General features: G+C 67.7%; 19 protein-coding genes and 1 tRNA gene. 11 read left to right on the top strand and 9 right to left on the bottom strand.

Features of this window, described 5'->3' with window-relative positions; genetic code table 11:
- Positions 1–21: 21 nt before the first annotated feature.
- A complete protein-coding gene (locus AC1C2U_RS16240; protein WP_495362817.1) occupies positions 22–714 on the bottom strand; it encodes a response regulator transcription factor in 693 nt (230 codons plus the stop codon).
- A 116-nt stretch (positions 715–830) separates the two neighbouring features.
- Here AC1C2U_RS16240 and folP point away from each other — a divergent pair, with 116 nt between their 5' ends.
- Both folP and AC1C2U_RS16230 read left to right on the top strand, forming a co-directional pair.
- The gene (folP, locus tag AC1C2U_RS16235) at positions 831–1,703 is read left to right on the top strand and encodes a dihydropteroate synthase (RefSeq protein ID WP_495362816.1); all 873 of its coding nucleotides are present in this window, start codon (positions 831–833) and stop codon (positions 1,701–1,703) included.
- The gene (locus tag AC1C2U_RS16230; RefSeq protein ID WP_495362815.1) at positions 1,700–2,422 is read left to right on the top strand and encodes a pyrimidine reductase family protein; all 723 of its coding nucleotides are present in this window, start codon (positions 1,700–1,702) and stop codon (positions 2,420–2,422) included. Before folP ends, AC1C2U_RS16230 begins: the two co-directional genes overlap by 4 nt.
- A 110-nt stretch (positions 2,423–2,532) precedes the next feature.
- On the opposite strand, the gene AC1C2U_RS16225 is transcribed toward AC1C2U_RS16230, so the two are convergent.
- The 3 genes from AC1C2U_RS16225 to AC1C2U_RS16215 form a co-directional block, all read right to left on the bottom strand.
- On the bottom strand, positions 2,533–4,176 hold the full coding sequence (locus AC1C2U_RS16225; RefSeq protein ID WP_495362814.1) for a DNA repair helicase XPB: 1,644 nt from the start codon (positions 4,174–4,176) through the stop codon (positions 2,533–2,535).
- 178 nt (positions 4,177–4,354) lie between these two features.
- Complete coding sequence (locus AC1C2U_RS16220) at positions 4,355–6,217, bottom strand: helicase-associated domain-containing protein (protein ID WP_495362813.1); 1,863 nt, start codon at positions 6,215–6,217, stop codon at positions 4,355–4,357.
- A 9-nt stretch (positions 6,218–6,226) separates the two neighbouring features.
- Positions 6,227–6,499 (bottom strand): multidrug ABC transporter ATPase, encoded by a 273-nt coding sequence (locus AC1C2U_RS16215; protein WP_495362812.1) that lies wholly within the window; start codon positions 6,497–6,499, stop codon positions 6,227–6,229.
- Positions 6,500–6,609: 110 nt separating this feature from the next.
- Between AC1C2U_RS16215 and AC1C2U_RS16210 the strand changes: the two genes are divergently transcribed.
- Together AC1C2U_RS16210 and AC1C2U_RS16205 are read left to right on the top strand one after the other, a co-directional pair.
- Positions 6,610–6,990, top strand: a complete 381-nt coding sequence (locus AC1C2U_RS16210) for a cold-shock protein (protein WP_495363107.1) — start codon at positions 6,610–6,612, stop codon at positions 6,988–6,990.
- Positions 6,983–7,708 (top strand): DUF3027 domain-containing protein, encoded by a 726-nt coding sequence (locus tag AC1C2U_RS16205; protein ID WP_495362811.1) that lies wholly within the window; start codon positions 6,983–6,985, stop codon positions 7,706–7,708. The genes AC1C2U_RS16210 and AC1C2U_RS16205 overlap by 8 nt, the downstream gene beginning before the upstream one ends.
- Here the strand turns inward: AC1C2U_RS16205 and AC1C2U_RS16200 are convergent.
- Both AC1C2U_RS16200 and serC read right to left on the bottom strand, forming a co-directional pair.
- Entirely contained in the window at positions 7,681–7,947 is a 267-nt protein-coding gene (locus tag AC1C2U_RS16200) for a DUF2530 domain-containing protein (protein WP_495362810.1), read from the bottom strand. The two genes, AC1C2U_RS16205 and AC1C2U_RS16200, sit on opposite strands and share 28 nt — an antisense overlap.
- 6 nt (positions 7,948–7,953) lie before the next feature.
- Positions 7,954–9,069 carry a phosphoserine transaminase gene (gene serC, locus AC1C2U_RS16195; RefSeq protein WP_495362809.1) on the bottom strand — a complete coding sequence of 372 codons (1,116 nt, stop codon included), beginning with the start codon at positions 9,067–9,069 and terminating at the stop codon, positions 7,954–7,956.
- Positions 9,070–9,142: 73 nt separating this feature from the next.
- On the opposite strand from serC, the gene AC1C2U_RS16190 reads away from it, so the two are divergent.
- The 4 genes from AC1C2U_RS16190 (at position 9,143) to AC1C2U_RS16175 (ending at position 12,843) form a co-directional block, all read left to right on the top strand.
- A complete protein-coding gene (locus tag AC1C2U_RS16190) occupies positions 9,143–9,835 on the top strand; it encodes an iron-dependent transcriptional repressor DtxR (protein WP_495362808.1) in 693 nt (230 codons plus the stop codon).
- Positions 9,836–10,229: 394 nt separating this feature from the next.
- Entirely contained in the window at positions 10,230–10,901 is a 672-nt protein-coding gene (locus AC1C2U_RS16185) for a C40 family peptidase (protein WP_495362807.1), read from the top strand.
- A 364-nt stretch (positions 10,902–11,265) separates the two neighbouring features.
- Complete coding sequence (locus AC1C2U_RS16180) at positions 11,266–11,763, top strand: HNH endonuclease (RefSeq protein WP_495362806.1); 498 nt, start codon at positions 11,266–11,268, stop codon at positions 11,761–11,763.
- A 135-nt stretch (positions 11,764–11,898) separates the two neighbouring features.
- Positions 11,899–12,843, top strand: coding sequence for a CHAP domain-containing protein (locus AC1C2U_RS16175; RefSeq protein WP_495362805.1), 945 nt, complete (start codon positions 11,899–11,901; stop codon positions 12,841–12,843).
- Positions 12,844–12,956: 113 nt separating this feature from the next.
- On the opposite strand, the gene AC1C2U_RS16170 is transcribed toward AC1C2U_RS16175, so the two are convergent.
- The gene (locus AC1C2U_RS16170) at positions 12,957–13,997 is read right to left on the bottom strand and encodes a lactonase family protein (protein WP_495362804.1); all 1,041 of its coding nucleotides are present in this window, start codon (positions 13,995–13,997) and stop codon (positions 12,957–12,959) included.
- A 94-nt stretch (positions 13,998–14,091) separates the two neighbouring features.
- Here AC1C2U_RS16170 and AC1C2U_RS16165 point away from each other — a divergent pair.
- Positions 14,092–14,163, top strand: a tRNA-Arg gene (locus AC1C2U_RS16165).
- 26 nt (positions 14,164–14,189) lie between these two features.
- Here the strand turns inward: AC1C2U_RS16165 and AC1C2U_RS16160 are convergent.
- Positions 14,190–15,872: a hypothetical protein gene (locus AC1C2U_RS16160; protein ID WP_495362803.1), complete on the bottom strand. Its 1,683-nt coding sequence runs from the start codon at positions 15,870–15,872 to the stop codon at positions 14,190–14,192.
- A complete protein-coding gene (locus tag AC1C2U_RS16155) occupies positions 15,869–16,654 on the bottom strand; it encodes an ABC transporter ATP-binding protein (protein ID WP_495362802.1) in 786 nt (261 codons plus the stop codon). Before AC1C2U_RS16155 ends, AC1C2U_RS16160 begins: the two co-directional genes overlap by 4 nt.
- Positions 16,655–16,775: 121 nt before the next feature.
- Between AC1C2U_RS16155 and AC1C2U_RS16150 the strand changes: the two genes are divergently transcribed.
- Together AC1C2U_RS16150 and AC1C2U_RS16145 are read left to right on the top strand one after the other, a co-directional pair.
- Positions 16,776–17,984: a sensor histidine kinase gene (locus tag AC1C2U_RS16150; RefSeq protein WP_495362801.1), complete on the top strand. Its 1,209-nt coding sequence runs from the start codon at positions 16,776–16,778 to the stop codon at positions 17,982–17,984.
- A complete protein-coding gene (locus AC1C2U_RS16145; protein ID WP_495362800.1) occupies positions 17,981–18,688 on the top strand; it encodes a response regulator in 708 nt (235 codons plus the stop codon). The genes AC1C2U_RS16150 and AC1C2U_RS16145 overlap by 4 nt, the downstream gene beginning before the upstream one ends.
- The last annotated feature ends 70 nt before the right edge of the window (positions 18,689–18,758 follow it).

The following is an 18,758-nucleotide window of genomic DNA, read 5'->3' as shown; positions in this document are numbered from 1 at the left end:
GTCTAGGTGGGCCTTCCTGAGTCAGGCCTTGGAGGACTTCAGCATGTAGCCGAATCCGCGCTTGGTCTGGATCAGCGGCTCGGCGGAGTGCTGATCGAGCTTGCGGCGGAGATAGGAGATGTAGCTCTCCACGATGCCGGCGTCGCCGTTGAAGTCGTACTCCCACACGTGGTCGAGGATCTGCGCCTTCGACAGCACCCGGTTGGGGTTCAGCATGAGGTAGCGCAGCAGCTTGAACTCGGTCGGGGAGAGCTCGACCGGCACGTCGCCGACGAGCACCTCGTGGGTGTCCTGGTCCATCGTGAGCTCGCCCGTGCGGATGACCGCGTCTTCCTCGGCGTGCATCGTGCGGCGCAGGATCGCCTTGATGCGCGCGACGATCTCGTCGAGGCTGAAGGGCTTGGTGACATAGTCGTCGCCCCCGACCGTCAAGCCGGTGATCTTGTCTTCGGTGTCGTCTTTGGCGGTGAGGAAGAGGATCGGCGCGGTGTAGCCGGCCGAGCGCAGGCGCTTGGTCACGCCGAAGCCGTTCATATCCGGCAGCATGACGTCGAGGATGATGAGATCGGGTTCCTCTTCGAGCACCGCGGAGATGGTCTGCGCGCCATTGCTGACTGCACGCACGGCGAAACCGGCGAAGCGAAGGCTCGTTGTGAGAAGGTCGCGGATGTTGGGCTCGTCGTCGACGATGAGAATTCGTGGTCCGTCGCTCATGTGATGATTCTCTGCGCATCGGCTGGAACTTTCCTGAACATTCTTCGAGGGTCGCGAATTTGGGGTGTCGGATGCCGCGCGCGCCGGGCAGCCCGCGACGTGGAAGACTCGGCAGCATGGCCAGTCGAACACAGGTGATCCGGCGCATCGGCCCTCGCGAATTCGACTTCGCACGTGAGGTCGCCGTCATGGCGATCGTCAACCGCACACCGGACTCGTTCTACGACCGAGGCCGCACGGAGGCGCTCGCGGCGGCCGTCGATGCGGCGAACCGGGCGATCGAACTCGGCGCCGATTGGATCGACGTCGGCGGTGCGAAGTTCGCGCCGGGGCCGCCGATCCCGCCCGCCGAAGAGATCGAGCGCGTGGTGCCGGTCGTGGCCGCACTCGCGGGATCAGATGCCGTGATCTCGGTCGACACGTTCCATCCTGAGGTGGCTCGGGCCGCGATCGCGGCGGGCGCCCACGTCGTCAACGACACGACGGGCATCCACGACCCGGCCATGGCCGACGTCGTCGCCGAGACCGGGGCGACGATCGTCGTCACCCACAGCCTCGCGAAGCCGCGCACGCCGTATCCCTCGCCGCAGTACGGCGATGTCGTCGCCGAGGTGTCGGCGTTCCTCGCCGAGCGGGTGGCCCTCGCGGAGTCGCGAGGTGTGGCATCCGATCGCATCATCGTCGACCCGGGCCATGACCTCAACAAGCACACGCTGCACTCGCTCGAGCTCACTCGCCGCCTCGGTGAGATCACCGCGCTCGGCTATCCGACACTCGTGGCGCTCTCGAACAAGGACTTCGTCGGCGAGAGCCTCGGCCGCTCTCGCGAACAGCGCATCGAGGGTTCGATCGCCGCCGCCGTGTACTGCGTCATGCAGGGCGCGCGCATCGTGCGGGTGCACAACGTGCGCGAGACGGTCGATGCGATGCGCATGATCGGGGCGATCGAGGGGTGGCGCGAGCCGGTGTTCCTGGAGCACAACCGATGAGTGGCGCAGGGCAGGCTCTCGACCGCGATGAGCTCTTCGCGGCGAACGCGATATCCGATCGCGAAGTGCGAGCGGTGCGCATGAACTTCGTGGCGAGCCTCGACGGTGCGGCGACGGTCGAGGGTCGCAGCGGCGGCCTCGGCGATGCAAACGACCGTCTCACGATGCAGGTGTTGCGCGCGCTCGCCGATGTCGTGCTGGTCGGCGCGGGCACGGTGCGCACCGAAGGCTACGGCGGGCTGGCGGTCGGCGAGACGGATGCCGCGTGGCGCGTCGCGCACGGGCTGCCGCAGCAGCCGAGGGTCGCCGTGGTCTCCTCTTCGCTCGAGCTCGATCCCGATGCCGCGTTCTTCACGGCGGCCGTGACCCGTCCGATCGTCGTGACTCACGCGGCGTCTCCCGTTGCGCGCCGCGAGGCGCTCGCGCAGGTCGCCGAGGTCGTCGTGGTCGGCGAACGCGCCGTCGATGTGCGCGCCATGCTCGACGTGCTCGCCGAGCGCGGGCTCCGGCAGGTGCTCTGCGAGGGCGGTCCGCTCCTGTTCGGATCGCTGCTCGAGGCAGACGTCGTCGACGAGCTCTGCCTCTCGCTCAGTCCGCTGCTGGTCGGAGGAGCCGCGGGTCGCATCGTGCGCGGCACCCCCGAGTTCGAGCGGCGCATGCACCTCGTGCACGCGATCCCCGCAGGCGACCTCCTGCTCTTGCGCTACTCGCGTGGCTGAGGGCGGGAGTCACCTTCTCGAATCTGCCGAGCACGCGTGAAGCGACTTCGTCCCTTCACGCTCCTGCTCCGCCTTTCGTGACCTGGAACGTCGCTTCGCGCCCCGCCGGGTCACGCAGCTTCGAGCGAGTGCGCGTCGAGGATCGTATAGCTGTAGCCCTGCTCCGCGAGGAACCGCTGGCGGTTCTGCGCGAAGTCCTGGTCGACGGTGTCTCGGGCCACGAGGGTGTAGAAGTTCGCCGACAGGCCCGACTCCTTCGGCCGCAGCAGGCGACCGAGTCGCTGTGCCTCCTCCTGGCGTGAGCCGAACGACCCCGACACCTGGATGGCAACCGTCGCCTCGGGCAGGTCGACCGAGAAGTTCGCGACCTTCGAGACCACGAGCACGGGCGTGCGCCCGTCGCGGAACTCCTGGTAGAGCCGCTCGCGTTCATCGACCGGCGTCGCTCCCGTGAGCTTCGGGGCGCCGAGCGCATCGGCCAGTTCGTCGATCTGGTCGAGGTACTGCCCGATCACGAGGATGCGCTCGCCGGCATGCTTGGCGACCAACTCCTTCACCACGCCGAGCTTCGCGGGAGCGGTGGCGGCGAGCCGATAGCGCTCGTCGTCGGCGGATGCCGCGTACGTGAGCCGCTCGGACTGCGGCAGGTCGATGCGCACCTCGTAGCAGGCGGCCGGGGAGATGAAGCCCTGGGCCTCGATCTCCTTCCACGGCGCGTCGAAGCGCTTCGGGCCGATGAGGCTGAACACGTCGCCTTCGCGACCGTCTTCACGCACGAGCGTCGCGGTGAGGCCGAGCCGGCGGCGTGCCTGCAGCTCGGCGGTGAGCTTGAACACGGGCGCGGGCAGCAGGTGCACCTCGTCGTAGACCACGAGTCCCCAGTCGAGCGCGTCGAGGAGCGCGAGGTGCGCGTACTCGCCCTTCCGCTTCGCGGTGAGGATCTGGTACGTGGCGATCGTGACGGGCTTGACCTCTTTGACCTGCCCCGAGTACTCGCCGATCTCGTCGGCGGTGAGGCTCGTGCGCTTCAGCAGTTCGGCGCGCCATTGGCGCGCAGAGACGGTGTTCGTCACGAGGATGAGCGTCGTCGTCTTCGCGGTCGCCATCGCGCCGGCGCCGACGAGGGTCTTGCCGGCACCGCACGGCAGCACGACGACGCCCGATCCGCCGTCGAAGAAGTTGTCGATGGCCTTCTGCTGGTAGTCGCGCAAGTGCCAGTCGGCCTGATCGAGGTCGATCTGGTGCGGTGTGCCGGGGGTGTAACCGGCGAGGTCTTCAGCCGGCCAACCGAGCTTCACCAGCTCTTGCTTGAGGGCGCCTCGTGCCCACGCGGCGACGAGGAAGCTCCGCTCGTCGATGCGTTCGGTCAGGAGCGGTGCGATGCGCCTGGCGCCGGCCACTTCGGTGAGCACCGCGGCGTCGTCGCTGTGCAGGCGCAGGGCGCCGTCGTCCGTGCGATCGACGACGAGCCGGCCGTAACGGCCGACCGTCTCGCGCATGTCGACCGCGACCGTCTGCGGCACCGGGAACTTCGCGTACCGTTCGAGGGTCGCGAGCATGTCTGCGGCGTCGTGGCCGGCTGCCCTGGCGTTCCACAGTCCGAGCCTCGTGATGCGGTAGGTGTGCACGTGCTCTGGGGCCCGCTCGAGCTCGGCGAACACCGCCAGATCGTGACGCGCATCTTCGGCGAGCGGATGGGCGACCTCGAGGAGGACGGTTCGGTCGCTCTGCACGATGAGTGGGCCGTCTGACATAGCCGTCGAGTCTACGCCCGGTTCATGGGAGGACGGCCGCGTGGCCATGGCGACGAGAACAGGCAGCGCCGCCGCATACGCCCACACCGCGCCTGTTCTCGTCGCCGCGGCGGCGTGTTCGTCCTGTTTCCGGTCAGGATCGCCAGGGCCGTTGGGCCGGTCGGAGAAGGCGCACCGGTCAGGTGCCGGCGGGCGCCGGGGAGACAGCCGCGATCGCCGACAGCGGAAGGGTGCGCTCGATGTCGGCCTTGCGGTCGCGCGCACGCAGTCGGCCGTTGGCGACGCTCGCGGGGGCGAGGAGGTAGTCGGCGGTGTCGCCGCCCGGCATGCGCACGGTGACCGTGAGGGTCTCTTTCGACCGCGCCGCCGCCTCGAGCTGCCGCGCGAGCCACGCCTGTTCGGTCGCGCCGGCCTCGCCCTCGGCGAGGACGAGATCGAGCAGGGCCTCGATGGGGTCGGCTCTCGGAGCGGGGTCGGGCACCGACGCGAGGTGGTGCCGGCGGAGTCGGATGATGTTACCGGCAGCGTCTTCCGCAGCCACGGGATAGCGGGCGTCGGAGAGGGCCCAGAACACGACTTCGGGGGCGAACCGGGAGAGCAAACGGTGGGTCCCGGTCTGTCTCAGGCCGATCGGTGCGAGCGACTGGTCGACGGCGAGCGTGCGCACGAGTTGCTCGTCATCGGAGCGGATCGCGGCGCGCGCCGGGGCATCCGTCTCGGCCGCGACGGCGACCCGCAGCGAGCCGAAGCGGGCGGCCGCCTCGCCCACGAGGTACGAGAGGGGCTGGGGGATGCCGGTGAGCGAGAGTCCGCCGAGGAACGCGAGGATCGAGTCGGCTGTCTCGCCGGCGGCGAGCCCGCGATTGACGGATGCCGCGCTGACGCGGTACGTCGAGGCCAGGTCTCGACCCTCGACGTCGGCGAAGCCTCGGAGTCGGGCATCGAGCGAGGGTTCGAGCGGTCCGGGCGAGACGATCGAGAGATCGTGCTGCAGGTACACCTTGTCGACTTGGGCGGGGAAATGCGCCGCGAGTCGAGCTGCGGCCTGGTCGAGCTCGCCCCCGAGCACGAGGAGTGCGATCGTGCCCGGTTCGCCGGCGACCGCCAGCCCGAGCGCCTCGGCTTCGCCGATGAGTCGCTCGAGCCCTTCATCGAGCCATCGCCCGCCCGCGGGGTAGAACCAGCGCACGTCGTCACGAAGGGTGCTCGCGGTGAGCGACTCACTGCGTCGCGCCACGAGTTCTCGCAGAGCCTCGGGGATGCGGTCGCGCCAGCACTCCGCGAGACGTCGCCACCGGCCCTCGGCCGACTCGAGCGCCCACGCGGCTCCGTTCTCGGATTCGAGCCAGAACGCACCTTCGCGCACGACGAGACCGGCTTCGTCGGCGCGGTGGAAGAGTCGAGGCAACGCGTCGAGCGCCGTGCCGCTCGCCTCGGCGAGGCGCTTGGAGTCGGGCAGTGCGAGCCCGCCTTTCGCGAGTTCGCGTGCCGGTTGGGTGCCGAGTGCAGCGAGCACCTCGGCTGTCGCCGCCACAGTCGCGTACGCGGTCTCGGCCGCACGTCGCTCGAGGATCGTGCGGTCGATCTCGTCGCCGGAGACGAGCACCGGCGGTGCGGGCTCCGCCAGCTCGGCCACTGTGGGCAGGTCGACGCCGAGTCTCGGCGCGACCCGCGCGATGATCGCTGCAGGAACGTGCACGCGGCCGTCGACGTGCACCACGAGCAGGAGCGAGTCGAGCACGTCGAGCAGTTCGCCCGCGGCATCCGACAGCTCTGCGGATGCCGCGTGACGCGCCAGTTCGTCGCGTACGGCCTCGGCCGTGCTGTCGCCGCCCGCGGCGAGGTCGACCGTGGTTGCGAGCACCGCGAGCCTGCGACGGTCGAGGCGGCCGACCGCGTGGTCGATCGAGTCGGGGGTGAGAACGGCCTCGGCGAGGTCGAAGAGGTCGCGCACGCCCGACGGCTCGAACTCGCGCGACTGCAGTGCTGCCGCGAGAGAGTCTCGCGACAGCTCGCGGAGTCGTGCGGCGAGCTCGAGCATCGTCTCCGGTCAGCTCGATTCGGCTCGTGAGGTGCGGGCCCGGCGGACGCCGTTGATGATGAGGAGGGCGATCAGGAGGAGGAAGGCGATCGGCAGGCCGAACCAGGGCAGCATCGTGACGACGGCCCAGAAGCCCGAGCCCATCTCTTCGCGCGTGACGCCGGAGAACGTGCCGATCATGACGGCGAAGAAGCAGATGATCGAAAGGCCGACCACGGCGGCGAACATATAGGCGAGGACGCGCTCGGCGCGATTGTCGATGATGGGGCCGGAATCGCTCACGGGTCCAGAATAGGCCAGGCGACCCACTCGCGGGTGCCCCGGAGCCCTAGACTGGGCGGTGGACGGCGCAGCGTTTGAGCGCGCCTGCAGACATGAGCGAGGTTTCCACGATGCCCACCGGCAAGGTCAAGTTCTACGACGAGGAGAAGGGATTCGGCTTCATCAGCTCCGATGACGGCCAAGAGGTCTTCCTCCATGCATCCGCTCTTCCCGCCGGCGCGACCGTGCGCGCGGGCAGCCGCCTGGAGTTCGGTGTCGCAGAGGGCAAGCGCGGCGCGCAGGCTCTCTCGGTGCGCGTGCTCGACACGCCGGTGAGCCTCACCAAGATCAATCGCATGCCAGCCGACGACATGGCGATCATCGTCGAAGACGTCGTGAAGGTGCTCGATGGCATCGGTTCAGATCTCCGTCGCGGCCGCTACCCCGAGAAGTCGAAGGCACGTACCGTCTCCGCGGTGCTGCGCAAGGTGGCAGACGATCTGGATGCCTGAGTCGACCGAACCCGATAGCGCCCCCGTCGAGGTGAATGTCGACGCACCCGTCGGCGCGCCCGATGACGTGCTCTTGGCGTCGGCAGACCTCGCCCGGCGGGCGCTTCTCGAGGTGACCCCGCCCGAGACGATCGGGTCGGTGGTCGGACACCTCGTCGAGGGTGAGCACGTGCTCACGCTGCTCTTCGCCTCCGACCTCAGCGGCTACCCCGGCTGGCGGTGGAGCGTCACGCTCTCGCGAGTCGACGGCGAGGCCGAGCCGACAGTGCTCGAGACCGAGCTCATGCCCGGAGAGACGGCCTTGCTCGCGCCCGACTGGGTGCCGTGGTCGGAACGCCTGGCCGACTACCGTGCAGCACAAGACGCCCTGGCCGCCGCTGCCCGAGAATCAGGCGATGCCGACGGCACCGAGGGGTCCGACGACGGGGGCGATGACGACCTCGACGACGACGATCTCGATGACGACGATGATCTCGATGATGACGACGACGAACACGACGACGAGGATGTCGACGACCACGACCACGACGACGAGTTCGATGGAATCGACATCGATGCACTCGACGAGTCAGATGACGACGACTCCGACGACGAGGACGCTGAATCCGACGACGAGGATGCTGAATCCGACGACGAGGATGCTGAATCCGACGACGAGGACGCTGACTCCGACGACGAGGACGACGACGATCAGGTCGAGGAGCGCCCCGTCGACTGAACGTCCCGCCGGCGGATCAGCTGCACGACCGCGAGGCCGATGACGCCGAGCACGACGCCGGTGATCGTGGCGGCCGTGAACCAGCCGAGCCCCGCCGACTCGAGCGGTTCGCGGAACACGAGGCAGGCGATGAGTGCGAGCACCCACCCGGCAGTGCCGGCGACAACCGCCTTGCGGGCGTCGGCGCGGGCGGGCGCAGGATCCGGGCGCCGTTCGTCGTCGCTGAGCCAGAATCGCACGCCGGGTCAGCCGATCTGAGCGAGCACGTAGTCGATCGAGGCAGTGAGTGCACGCACATCGTCGGGCTCGATGGCGGTGAAAGTCGCGACGCGCAGTTGGTTGCGTCCGAGCTTGCGATACGGCTCGGTATCGACGATGCCGTTCTCGCGGAGCACCGACGCGAGCGCCGCAGCATCCGTCGACTCGTCGAAATCGATCGTGACGACCACCTGCGATCTGTGCGCCGGGTCGACGACGAACGGGGTGGCGACCGGGGTGCGCGCGGCCCAGTCGTAGAGCACGGACGACGACTCTCGTGTGCGGGCGTCGGCCCACGTCAGACCACCTGAGGCGTTCATCCACTCGAGCTGGTTCTCGAGCAGAAGCAGGGTGGCGAGAGCCGGGGTGTTCAAGGTCTGGTCGAGTCGAGAATTGTCGACGGCGTTCTTCAGCGACAGGAACTCGGGGATGTATCGACCGCTCGCTGCGACGCGCTCGACGCGCTCGATCGCCGTCGGCGAGAGGAGGGCGAACCAGATGCCACCGTCGGAGGCGAAGTTCTTCTGCGGAGCGAAGTAGTAGACGTCGAACTGCGTGGGGTCGACGTGGATGCCGCCCGCGGCACTCGTCGCGTCGATCACCGTGAGTGCGCCTTCGTCGCCGGCTATGCGGGTGACCGGCGCCATGACGCCGGTGGAGGTCTCGTTCTGCGGCCAGGCGTAGACGTCGACACCCTCGAGTGGCGAGAGCTCCGCCCGCGAGCCCGGATCGGCCTTGCGCACGTCGGGGGCGGTGAGCCACGGTGCGGCGGCCGCAGCGGCGAACTTGGCGCCGAACTCGCCGAACGATGCGAGCTGGGCGCGCTGCTCGATGAGGCCGAATGCCGCGGCATCCCAGAACGCTGTCGATCCGCCGTTGCCGAGCACGACCTCGTAGCCGTCGGGCAGGGCGAAGAGATCGCTCAGCCCACTGCGGATCCGACCGACGAGTTGCTTGACAGGTGCCTGGCGGTGCGAGGTGCCGAGTACCGATGGGCCCACCTCGGCGAGGTGGGCGAGCTGCTCGGGCCGAACCTTGGACGGACCGCAACCGAAACGCCCGTCGGCGGGCAGCAGGTCACGGGGAATCACGATGCTCGGCATGCGGTCGAGTCTAGCGATGGGGCGCCGCCCGGTAGGCTGGACGACGGGCTGTGACAACGGGAGGATGGCGCGCGTGACGGACTTGATCGACACCACGGAGATGTATCTCCGCACGATCCTCGACCTCGAGGAGGAGAACATCGTGCCCCTTCGGGCACGCATCTCCGAACGACTCGGTCACTCCGGACCGACGGTCTCGCAGACCGTGGCCCGCATGGAGCGCGACGGACTCGTGGTCGTCTCCGGCGACCGGCATCTCGAGCTCACTCCCGAGGGGCGCTCCAAGGCCGTGCACGTCATGCGCAAGCACCGACTCGCCGAGCGGCTCCTCGCCGACGTCATCGGGCTCGAGTGGGAGTTCGTGCACGTCGAGGCATGCCGCTGGGAGCACGTGATGAGCGAACAGGTCGAGCGTCGCCTCATCGAGATCCTCGGCAGCCCGCGCGAATCGCCGTACGGCAACCCCATCCCGGGCCTCGAAGAGCTCGGTCTCCCCGCAGCAGATGCGTTCATGTCGGGCGTCGTCAACGTCGTCGAGGCCGTCGATGCGAGTGAGACCCCGGTGCGCGGCGTGGTTCGCCGCCTCGCAGAACCCGTGCAGTTCGACCCCGAGCTCCTCGGTCAGCTCAAGCAGGCCGGTGTGATGCCCGGCGCCACGGCGTCGTTCAGCCGCGTCGGTGGGTACGTGCTCGTCGAGGTCGATGGAGTCGAAGGCGGACTCGAGCTGCCGAGCGAAGTCGCCGGCCATATCTTCATCGCGGAATAGGCCCGATCAGAGCCGCGCCGTGATCAGAATGTGACATTCGGGCACGGCTGGCGTAGTCTCATTCGAGTCCGCCGGCAAGAAGCCAGTCGGAGGACCAGGGTCGAGACGCCTCCCAAGCCCACCGCTCGATCAAGTACCCGAAAGCGCCGCTGCGCGCACCCGGTGGGGTGACATCTGATGTCGAGAGGCGACGGAGGTACACATTTTGGCTCGATTCTCTCGGCGTCGGTTCACCAGCAACCACGCTCGCGGGGCCGCTACGAAGGCGGTCATCGCCTCGAAGCCTCCCGTTTCCCCTGCCGCTCCACAGCCGGATGCGGCGGCCCGCGTCGCCGCGTCGAGGTTGCCGTCGACTCGTCGGCTGCGTCGCGGCCGGCTTGCGAACGTGCTCGTCATGACGGTCGCTGCCGGCATCGTGGGCACGCTCGCCATTCCGGCGTACGCGTTCGCTCCGGGCAGCGGCGGCCCTCAGTTCGCCCAGACCGATGAGACGAAGCTCACGAAGGCGCAGGCGCAGTCCGTCGAGGTGACCGATGACGTCATCGCCGCGCCCATGACGAAAGACGGCTACGCCGCAGTCTCGGGCGCCGAGATCCAGGCTGCCGCGCAGGCCGCAGCAGAGGCCGAGGCGGCCCGTGTCGCGGCAGAGACGGCGATGACCTCGTACGCCGAGTCGTACTCCGGCCCGTCGGTCGGCGATTTCCTCGCCAACCCGCCGTACCCGACCTTCGACCTCGCGAGCGTCTACAACGTCGCGACGCAGTACATCGGCACGCCGTACGTGTACGGCGGCGCGACCCCGGCCGGCTTCGACTGCTCGGGCTTCGTGATGTACGTGTATGCGCAGTTCGGCGTCGGCATGCCCCACTCCTCGAACGGTCAGGGCGCCATGGGCACCCGCATCTCCGAGGCCGACGCGCAGCCCGGCGACCTCGTCATCATGCCGGGCCACGACGGTTTCTACGCGGGCAACGGCATGATCTTGCACGCGCCCTACGAAGGGGCATCCGTTCGTGTTCAGCCCATCTGGTCGAGCGACTACTACATCGTTCGCATCGGCATCTGATCGTTGAACATCGCGTGACTCGACACGTGAATGGCGCGCCGGAAGTTCCCGGTGCGCCATTCGTGTTCTAACCTGAAACCCTGACGATCCGAGAAAACCGGGCAGGGGAAGCCGTTGGTCAAGTCGCGCAGCATCCATTCCGCGGGTGCGCGCGCGTCCGTCGACCAACGGCGCAGTAGTCAATCGAGCACGAACTGGGCGAACGCTCCGACGGGCACTGTCACCACGACGGTGCCCGTTCTCTGTTCTCCGGGCAGTTCGATCCGCCGAGTTCCGGCGGTGCAGACCCGACCCGACCACTTTCTCGGAACGCCGAACCGTTCACGCGGCTGGAAGCCATCCAGCACCGATCGAAAGGCACTCCATGCGCACACTCGTGCTCAACGCGGGCTATGAGCCCCTCGCCATCGTCTCCTTCAAGCGGGCGCTGCTCCTCGTCATGAACCACAAGGCCACCGTCATCCAGCACGAAGAGGGCAACCCCGTGTGCGCGGCGAGCGGTTCGTGGCAACGGCCGAGCGTCATCCTGCTCACCCGGTACGTGCGTGCCCCACGCGCGAACCAGGCGCCGGTGAGCCGGCGAGGCGTGCTGCGCCGCGATGATCACCGTTGCGCCTACTGCGGCAGATCCGCCGCAACGATCGACCATGTGCTGCCTCGATCGCGAGGTGGCCGGGACACGTGGGAGAATCTCGTCGCCTGCTGCCTGCGCTGCAACAACACGAAGAGCGACCGTACTCCCGCCGAAATGGGCTGGGAGCTGCGCATCAGGCCGGGCCGGCCCAATGGGCGAGGCTGGGCGGCCCGCGGCTTCGAGCGCCCACTGCCGCAGTGGGACGAATACCTCGCGACAGCCGCGTGATCGAGTCGTGACAAAGGCACGCCACGTGCCCTATTGTGGTACGAGTCCGGCGGCCCACAGGTCGCCGCTACCCGAGAAGCCACTCCGTAACCAGGCTGCATTGCGGCCTCGACACGGTGCCCGGAGGTCCAGCTGTTGAACGGTGACGAGACGAACGACGCACACGAGCGCCCCCGCTCAGTGCGTCGGTCGGCCGACCGCGGTCGAGCGCGACGAAGCGCCGCCAAGGCGCCGAAACGGCGGAGTCAGGGCAGAACGGATGCCGCGGCATCCGTCGCAGTGCAAACGAATCGTTCGACTCCGGCCGCCGACGTCGCGAAAGCCGTGGCTCATGCTCCGCGCACCACTCGCCGCAACGGGCCGATGCGCGTCTTCGCGACCGTGCTCGTGGTGCCCGCGATCGTGGGCACCGTGGCACTGCCGGCATACGCATTCATGCCGGGCGGTGAGACGTTCGGTACATCCGGAACCTTCAGCCTGTCGAAGGCCGAGGCACAAGACATCGAGGTCTCCTCGCTCGCGAGTGGCGCACCGCTCTCGGGCGATTCGTATGCGGTCACGACGAAGGCCGAGATCGAGGCGGCTCGCGTCGATCAGGAGGCTCTCGACAAGGCGGCGTGGGCGGCGAACCTCGCTTCGCGCGGCACCGGCGAGTACGCGGTCTACACGGTCAAGGCCGAGGGCGACGACTACCCCTGGTGGGACCAGACGCCCGACGACTACGGCGGAGGGCTGTCGCCGCTGCGGTACTTCTTCCGCGAGTGCGTCGACTTCGTCGCCTGGCGCATGAATCGCGATGCCGGCGTGACGAGTGCCCCCTGGAAGTGGGACTGGAGCAACCTTGCGTCGGGTAGCGCCTATGCATGGGCCGACGAGTGGGCGAGCCGCGGCTGGCCGACCTCGAGCGAACCCGTCGTCGGCGCGGTCGCCTGGTTCCCCTACAACCATGTGGCTTACGTGCAGTCGGTCAATGGCGACGGCACCGTGAACATCGAGGAGTACAACCAGAACTCCGACCACTCGTACCATCGGCGCACGATCCAGATCAGCGAGGCCCTGTACCTGTACCCGCCGGCCTGACTCCTTCCGCTGGTCGAGGAGGCCCGCCAGGGCCGTCGCTCCGCTGGTCGAGTAGGGCCCGCCAGGGCCGTCGCTCCGCTGGTCGAGTAGGCCCGCCAGGGCCGTATCGAGACCTACACCCGAGCCAAGCACGCCGGCGCCGGCGTCTTGACGACACCGACGACCTCGGTCGGCACGCCCCTCGCGTCAAGCGCGATCACCGCGATCGAGTCCGAACCCTGATCGGCGACGAGCGCGAATCGCTCGTCGTGGGTCACGTTCAGGTCGCGCGGATGCCGCCCGCCGGTCTTCACCGTCGCCACGAGCTCGAGGGTGTGCGCCGCTGCATCGAAGCGCAACGCGCGCAGCGCGTCGGCGTCGCGGTCGCCGATGAGCACGATGCCGCCGCGCGTCAACCGGATCGCCGAGCAACCGAGGCCTCTTGGCTCGACGTCGTCGCCGATCGAGAACCACGCCACCTCACGACCCGCGACGAGGTCGATGATGCTCGCAGTGCGGTCGAGTTCGTTCGCGGTGATCGCGAGGTCGCCGTCGATGACGAGATGGCGGGGGCCGGCGCCGGCGTGCAGCACGATGTCGTCGGCGTTGTCGTGCTCGAGGCTCGTGGGAAGCCCGCCGAGGCCGAGCACGCGGATGCGGTCGGTGCCGAGATCCGGTACGAGCAGGTGGTCGCGCACCGAGTCGAGCACGGCCTGGTGCGGGTGCGACGACTGCTGCCGATCGTGATTCGGGCCCGTGCCGGTGAAGTCGGCAGCGACGACGACGTCTGCCGCGGCATCCCACGTCGCCTGGTGCACCGAGAGCCGGGCGCCCGAGTAGTTCGCGACGAAGATGAGGCCGCCCGACTCGTCGAAGGCGAGATGGCAGGGGCCCGCGACGCCAGTGGCTCCCGGCCGGCCGAACGGCACGGGGCCGTCGCTTTCGAGCATCCACGTCGAGACGAGGCCGTCGGTGAGCTCGTGCACGATGCCGAGCACGCCGGTCGCGGGGGAGAGGGCGAGGTACATGGGGTTCGGACCCACGTCGACGGGTTCGCCGAGCGTCGCCCGGCCGTCGGCCGCGACATCCAGCGGCCGGATGCCTCGTGCCGCCGACCCCAGCATGCCGGTCGTCGAAGCGCCCACCCAGAACCTCGTGCCCGTCGACTCGCTCATGCCGCCCCCATTCTGCGGCCCCGCCGCTGTTCGCCAAGGCGCACGCGCGCCGCTGAACACGCTACCGCGGGCCGGGTAGACTCTGATGCGGCCAGCCTCTGTAGCTCAATGGAAGAGCAACTCCGTCCTAAGGAGCAGGTTGGGGGTTCGAATCCCTCCAGGGGCACTGAATGTTCGACGTTCGTGCTGAACTTACTGCGCGCTCGCCTTCGCGATCTTGCGGTCCCGTTCCTTCTGCTTGGCGGCGAGCATCTCCTGCTCCCCCTGGAGGGTGCTCGACTCGATCCAGCCCAGCACGCCGGACCCGGCATCCCGGAAGATGCGGCCATACCGGATGCGGCTGAACACGTCGACCATGCGGGTGGACAGAAAGCCGATGGCGATCCGCCCGAGCAGCCAGGCCGCGAAGAAGCCGTTGGCGATACCGATGACGGCGGCGACCACCGCGATTGCCATCGACCCGCTTCCGGCGGCCCAGATGATCGCGCCAACTGTCGGGACCATGACGATAGCCATGGCGGTGAGAACCACCCAGAAGTGCACAGCAATGTTGCCGTTCGCATCGTTCGGTCCGCTCCTGCGACGAGGGTCGACACCGGGCGAGACCCCGATCGCGGAGGTCAGCACTGCGGCACCCGTGCCGGCTCCGATCGCGACGGGAATCGACGCGATCACGAAGGGGATAGCCCACCACGCCTGGCTGATCGCGATGAATATCACCGAGACGATAAGCGCGCGGGGAAGAAAGATGAGTGCCATGGCCCATTGGCGCCCCCGAACATCCGCTCGCACGGAGCCGCGACTCTCGCCGACGATGTTCTGCCAGACGGCCGTTCCATCCTGACCGTAGAGATTGCAGCCCGCTACACCGAGCATGACGGCCACGATGACACCGGCGAACGGTGCCGCGGGTGCCGTGTAGCCACCCACGAGCGAGAACAGGCCGATCATGGCCCCGGTCCAGAGCCCCGTGCTCGACTCGAGCGCGCGCCACGGGTCCCGACGCCACTGGCGGATCTCCTTCATGACCACCGCTCCGGTCGGGGTCGCGGGCAGAAGCCCACCGCCGCCGACAAGCCGTGTCGATCGCGCTCGACCGCGTCGTCGAGCTGTGCGCTGCGAACGCGGAACGAGCAGCGCAATCGTCGCGACGATCATCACGGCATCCACCAGCAGCAATGCACCGAGCAGAAGGAGGGCTTGCACGAGGTTCCCGTCCGCGGCGGACTCGATCGCGAGAACCCCCCAGGAGGTGGGAACCGCGTCGATGACTGCCGTGATCGGACCGTCCGGGAGGCCGCTCGTGAGGAGCTGCGGGACCGTTTGGATGGCCGCAGCGACAACGATCCAGCCCGCAAACATTCCAGCGAACATCACCCCGAACTGCACTCCGGCGATCTCAATCCCCAGCTTCGACTGCATGGCGGCTCCCAGAAGCCCGTAGGTCAGCCGCGACAGGGTGATGACGAAGATCCAGGTCAGGATGCCTCCGACAATCGCCAGCGGAATGGTGGCGGGAGCGAGCTGCCAAGCATGCCAGGCAGGCGAGAGCATCGCCAGGAGAACGTATGCCGACGCGACTCCGACGAACACGGTGACAAGCAATGACCTGCCAAGAGCCGCGCGCGAGATCGGGAGCAGCGAGAAGAAGTCCGGTCTCAGTACTCCTGCACCACTCATCATGACGGGGCCAAACATGCCTCCGACCGCCCAGATCAACAGGGTGAGGGTCAGCGCGGAGTGGCGCGCCTCGTCGTTTGCCGCGAAGACGGCAACCTCCCAGGTTCCGATGACGAACAGAGCACCGATCACCCACCCTGCCTTGCGCAGTCCCGCCGAGGAGTTGCGCAGCATCGCGAACTTGAGTGAAATCATCCCCCGATCCATGACAGCTCCTCCTCTTCGAAGTCGGATGCCCCGACGAGTTCGACAAAGCGATCCTCGAGCGTCGAACCTGCGCGCACCTCGTCCAGGGTGCCTTTCGCGACGACCTGGCCGCGCGCAACGATCGCCACACGGTCGCAGAGCTGTTCGACGAGAGCCATAACGTGACTCGAGATGATCACCGAGCCCCCGGTCGCCGTAAACCGCCGCAGGATACGGGTCAGCACTCGCGCGCTGATCGGGTCGACGGCCTCGTAGGGCTCGTCGAGCACGAGCACCTTGGGCGTGTGCAGAAGAGCCGTCGCGAGCCCGATCTTCTTGCGCATGCCGGTCGAGTACTCACCGACGAGGGTGCCGAGTTGTTCGGCCTCCTGAAGTTCGAGGAGGCGCAGCAGCTCCTCGGTGCGAGAAGCGACGATGTCTTTCGGGATGCCCCTGAACCGCCCCCAGTAGGTGAGCAGTTCCCCACCCGTAAGCCGCTCCGGTAGGGCGAGGCCATCCGGAAGCACCCCGAGTCGCCGCTTCGCTTCGACCGGATCTGCCCAGACATCCACTCCACTCACGAAGGCCTGCCCGGCCGACGGCCTGAGCAGGCCCACCGCCATCGAGAGCGCGGTGGTCTTGCCCGCGCCGTTCGGTCCGACCATGCCAAAGAACGACCCGGCAGGCACGCTCAGGTCGAAATCGCTCACGGCGAGTTTGTCACCGAACTCCCGCCGTAGTCCTCGGAACTCGAGCGCTGGCGTCCCCGGGGGTGTGGTTGTCGCATCCATGATTCCATCGTGGATCGGTGACGCACCCGGCGGATCAGCCATCTGGCTACGATCGCGACCGAATGGCCATTCGTGAGCAGCGGCCCGGCGCAGAATCGACGACGGTTCCTAGAATCGGATCATGCCCAACGCCATAAGCGCGCGCCGCTTGCTGCGATCGTTCGCTCGCGCACTGTCGCCGGCGGCCCATCGCACGGCCGGCGAATGGGTCACAGACAGTGTCTTCTTTGGTATCGCTCTGGTCAACTGGTATCTCAGCGGACGGCCCATGACCAACCCCCAGATCTCCGACTCGTGGTGGCCGTTCGACTGGGTAATGGGGATGATCGCGTGCCTCCTGATCTGGTGGACGAGGCGCTACCCACTCACCATCGGGGCGATCATGATCGTTCCAGGGGCACTGGCGATCACTTCCGCGGTTCCAGTGTTGGTTTCCGTGTACCGCATGGGGCTGCTGGGCAGGCTTTGGCTCGCCGTGTCCATCACGATCGTGCACATCGTCACCGCGCTCCCTTACCACGCTGTTGCTCCGATGCCCGGGCTGCCGGGCGAGGTGTGGGTCGTCGTCATCCCGCTCATCTACTCGCTGAGCCTCTGTATCGGTTTACTGGGACGAGCCCGTCGGCAGCTGATAGTGAACCTTCGGGAGACAGGGGTGCGCGATCGGCAGCGTTATGAGGACAAGCTCGCGCGAACTCGTCGCGACGAACGCGATCGCATCGCCAGAGAGATGCACGATGTTCTCGCGCACCGGATGTCACTGCTCTCCGTTCACGCGGGGGCGTTGGAATACCGCGCCACTTCGCCGACACCGCTGACTCCCGAGGAGATCCGGGAGGCGACCGGGGTCATCCGTCACAATGCGAGTGAGGCTGTTGAGGATCTCCGCGAGCTTCTCGGGCTCCTGCGCAGCGATGATGCCTTCGGCACTGGCATGCCGCAGCCCCGGCTCTCTGATCTGCCTGGACTCATCCAGGACGCTCACGAGGCGGGACAGCGTGTCGAATTCGTGAGCGACGTCGAACTCGGTCAGGTGCGGGAGAGCACCGAGCGCACGGTCTTCCGTGTCGTGCAGGAGGCGTTGACGAACGCCCGCAAGCACTCCACCTTGGCGGTAGTGTCTGTTCGCGTGGAGCAGCGTGACGATGCAGTCATCGTCACCGTGGCCAATCCTCTGCCGCCTGGCACGACGAGCACCGAAGTCGCGACCCACGGGAATGGGCTTGTCGGTCTCGACGAACGGGTGCGTATCGACGGAGGCGCGTTCGAGACCGGAGTGGCCGATGGCAGCTTCACTCTCGTCGCTACCCTTCCGGCGGTGCCACGATGACGATCCGGATACTTCTCGTCGACGACGATCCTCTCGTCATCACGGGCCTGCGACTGTTGCTCGGAGGCGCGCCCGCCCTCGAGGTCGTCGGTTCGGCCTCGGATGGCGACGAGCTCTGCGATGCGGTGACACTGTATGCCCCGGATGTCGTGCTTCTCGATGTGCGAATGGCGCGAATGGATGGTGTCACAGCCCTGCGAGAGCTCCGCTCGCGACCGGGAGAGCAGCCCGCGATCATCATGTTGACGACTTTCAACACCGACAGTGTCGTGCTTGAGGCCCTGCGCCACGGAGCATCCGGGTTCCTGTTGAAACACACCGCTCCCGAACACATCGTGACAGCCATCCGCGCGGCAGCGATCGGGGAAGCGACTGTCTCCCCCGGAGTGCTGCGGCAGCTTATCGATCATGTCGCGAGCGAGAGTGCAGACACCATCGATCCACTCGATCCGCTCACTGCCCGCGAGCGCGAGGTCGCGCTCGCCGTCGCCGACGGTCTCAGCAATGCCGAGGTCGCCCAGCGACTCTTTCTCTCGATGGGCAGCGTCAAGACGCACATCTCGAGTTCGCTCGCGAAGCTCGCACTCGACAACCGTGTGCAGTTGGCGATCGCGGCTCATGAATCCCGAGGGCGAGCCTCAGAAGGCTCGCGTCCTGTGCCACCTCGAAGCGCGCCGACCTCCGTCAACGTGAAGCCGGACTGACCTTGTCCAGCCACGAGCACTGAATGTTCGACGTTCCAACCTGCATCGTTTCTCTTACGCTGGCAGTGCT

The sequence above is a fragment of the Agromyces sp. Y575 genome, assembly GCF_059445445.1.
Note: the sequence above shows the minus strand (reverse complement) of the source record. Positions and strands in the feature narration are given on the sequence as shown.

What these genes read in the sequence shown, in the direction of transcription:
- AC1C2U_RS16240 (WP_495362817.1), bottom strand. Translation starts at nt 714, where the DNA reads ATGAGCGACGGACCACGAATTCTCATCGTCGACGACGAGCCCAACATC.
- folP (WP_495362816.1), top strand. Translation starts at nt 831, where the DNA reads ATGGCCAGTCGAACACAGGTGATCCGGCGCATCGGCCCTCGCGAATTC.
- AC1C2U_RS16230 (WP_495362815.1), top strand. Translation starts at nt 1,700, where the DNA reads ATGAGTGGCGCAGGGCAGGCTCTCGACCGCGATGAGCTCTTCGCGGCG.
- AC1C2U_RS16225 (WP_495362814.1), bottom strand. Translation starts at nt 4,176, where the DNA reads ATGTCAGACGGCCCACTCATCGTGCAGAGCGACCGAACCGTCCTCCTC.
- AC1C2U_RS16220 (WP_495362813.1), bottom strand. Translation starts at nt 6,217, where the DNA reads ATGCTCGAGCTCGCCGCACGACTCCGCGAGCTGTCGCGAGACTCTCTC.
- AC1C2U_RS16210 (WP_495363107.1), top strand. Translation starts at nt 6,610, where the DNA reads ATGCCCACCGGCAAGGTCAAGTTCTACGACGAGGAGAAGGGATTCGGC.
- AC1C2U_RS16205 (WP_495362811.1), top strand. Translation starts at nt 6,983, where the DNA reads ATGCCTGAGTCGACCGAACCCGATAGCGCCCCCGTCGAGGTGAATGTC.
- serC (WP_495362809.1), bottom strand. Translation starts at nt 9,069, where the DNA reads ATGCCGAGCATCGTGATTCCCCGTGACCTGCTGCCCGCCGACGGGCGT.
- AC1C2U_RS16185 (WP_495362807.1), top strand. Translation starts at nt 10,230, where the DNA reads ATGACGGTCGCTGCCGGCATCGTGGGCACGCTCGCCATTCCGGCGTAC.
- AC1C2U_RS16180 (WP_495362806.1), top strand. Translation starts at nt 11,266, where the DNA reads ATGCGCACACTCGTGCTCAACGCGGGCTATGAGCCCCTCGCCATCGTC.
- AC1C2U_RS16170 (WP_495362804.1), bottom strand. Translation starts at nt 13,997, where the DNA reads ATGAGCGAGTCGACGGGCACGAGGTTCTGGGTGGGCGCTTCGACGACC.
- AC1C2U_RS16160 (WP_495362803.1), bottom strand. Translation starts at nt 15,872, where the DNA reads ATGATTTCACTCAAGTTCGCGATGCTGCGCAACTCCTCGGCGGGACTG.
- AC1C2U_RS16155 (WP_495362802.1), bottom strand. Translation starts at nt 16,654, where the DNA reads ATGGATGCGACAACCACACCCCCGGGGACGCCAGCGCTCGAGTTCCGA.
- AC1C2U_RS16150 (WP_495362801.1), top strand. Translation starts at nt 16,776, where the DNA reads ATGCCCAACGCCATAAGCGCGCGCCGCTTGCTGCGATCGTTCGCTCGC.
- AC1C2U_RS16145 (WP_495362800.1), top strand. Translation starts at nt 17,981, where the DNA reads ATGACGATCCGGATACTTCTCGTCGACGACGATCCTCTCGTCATCACG.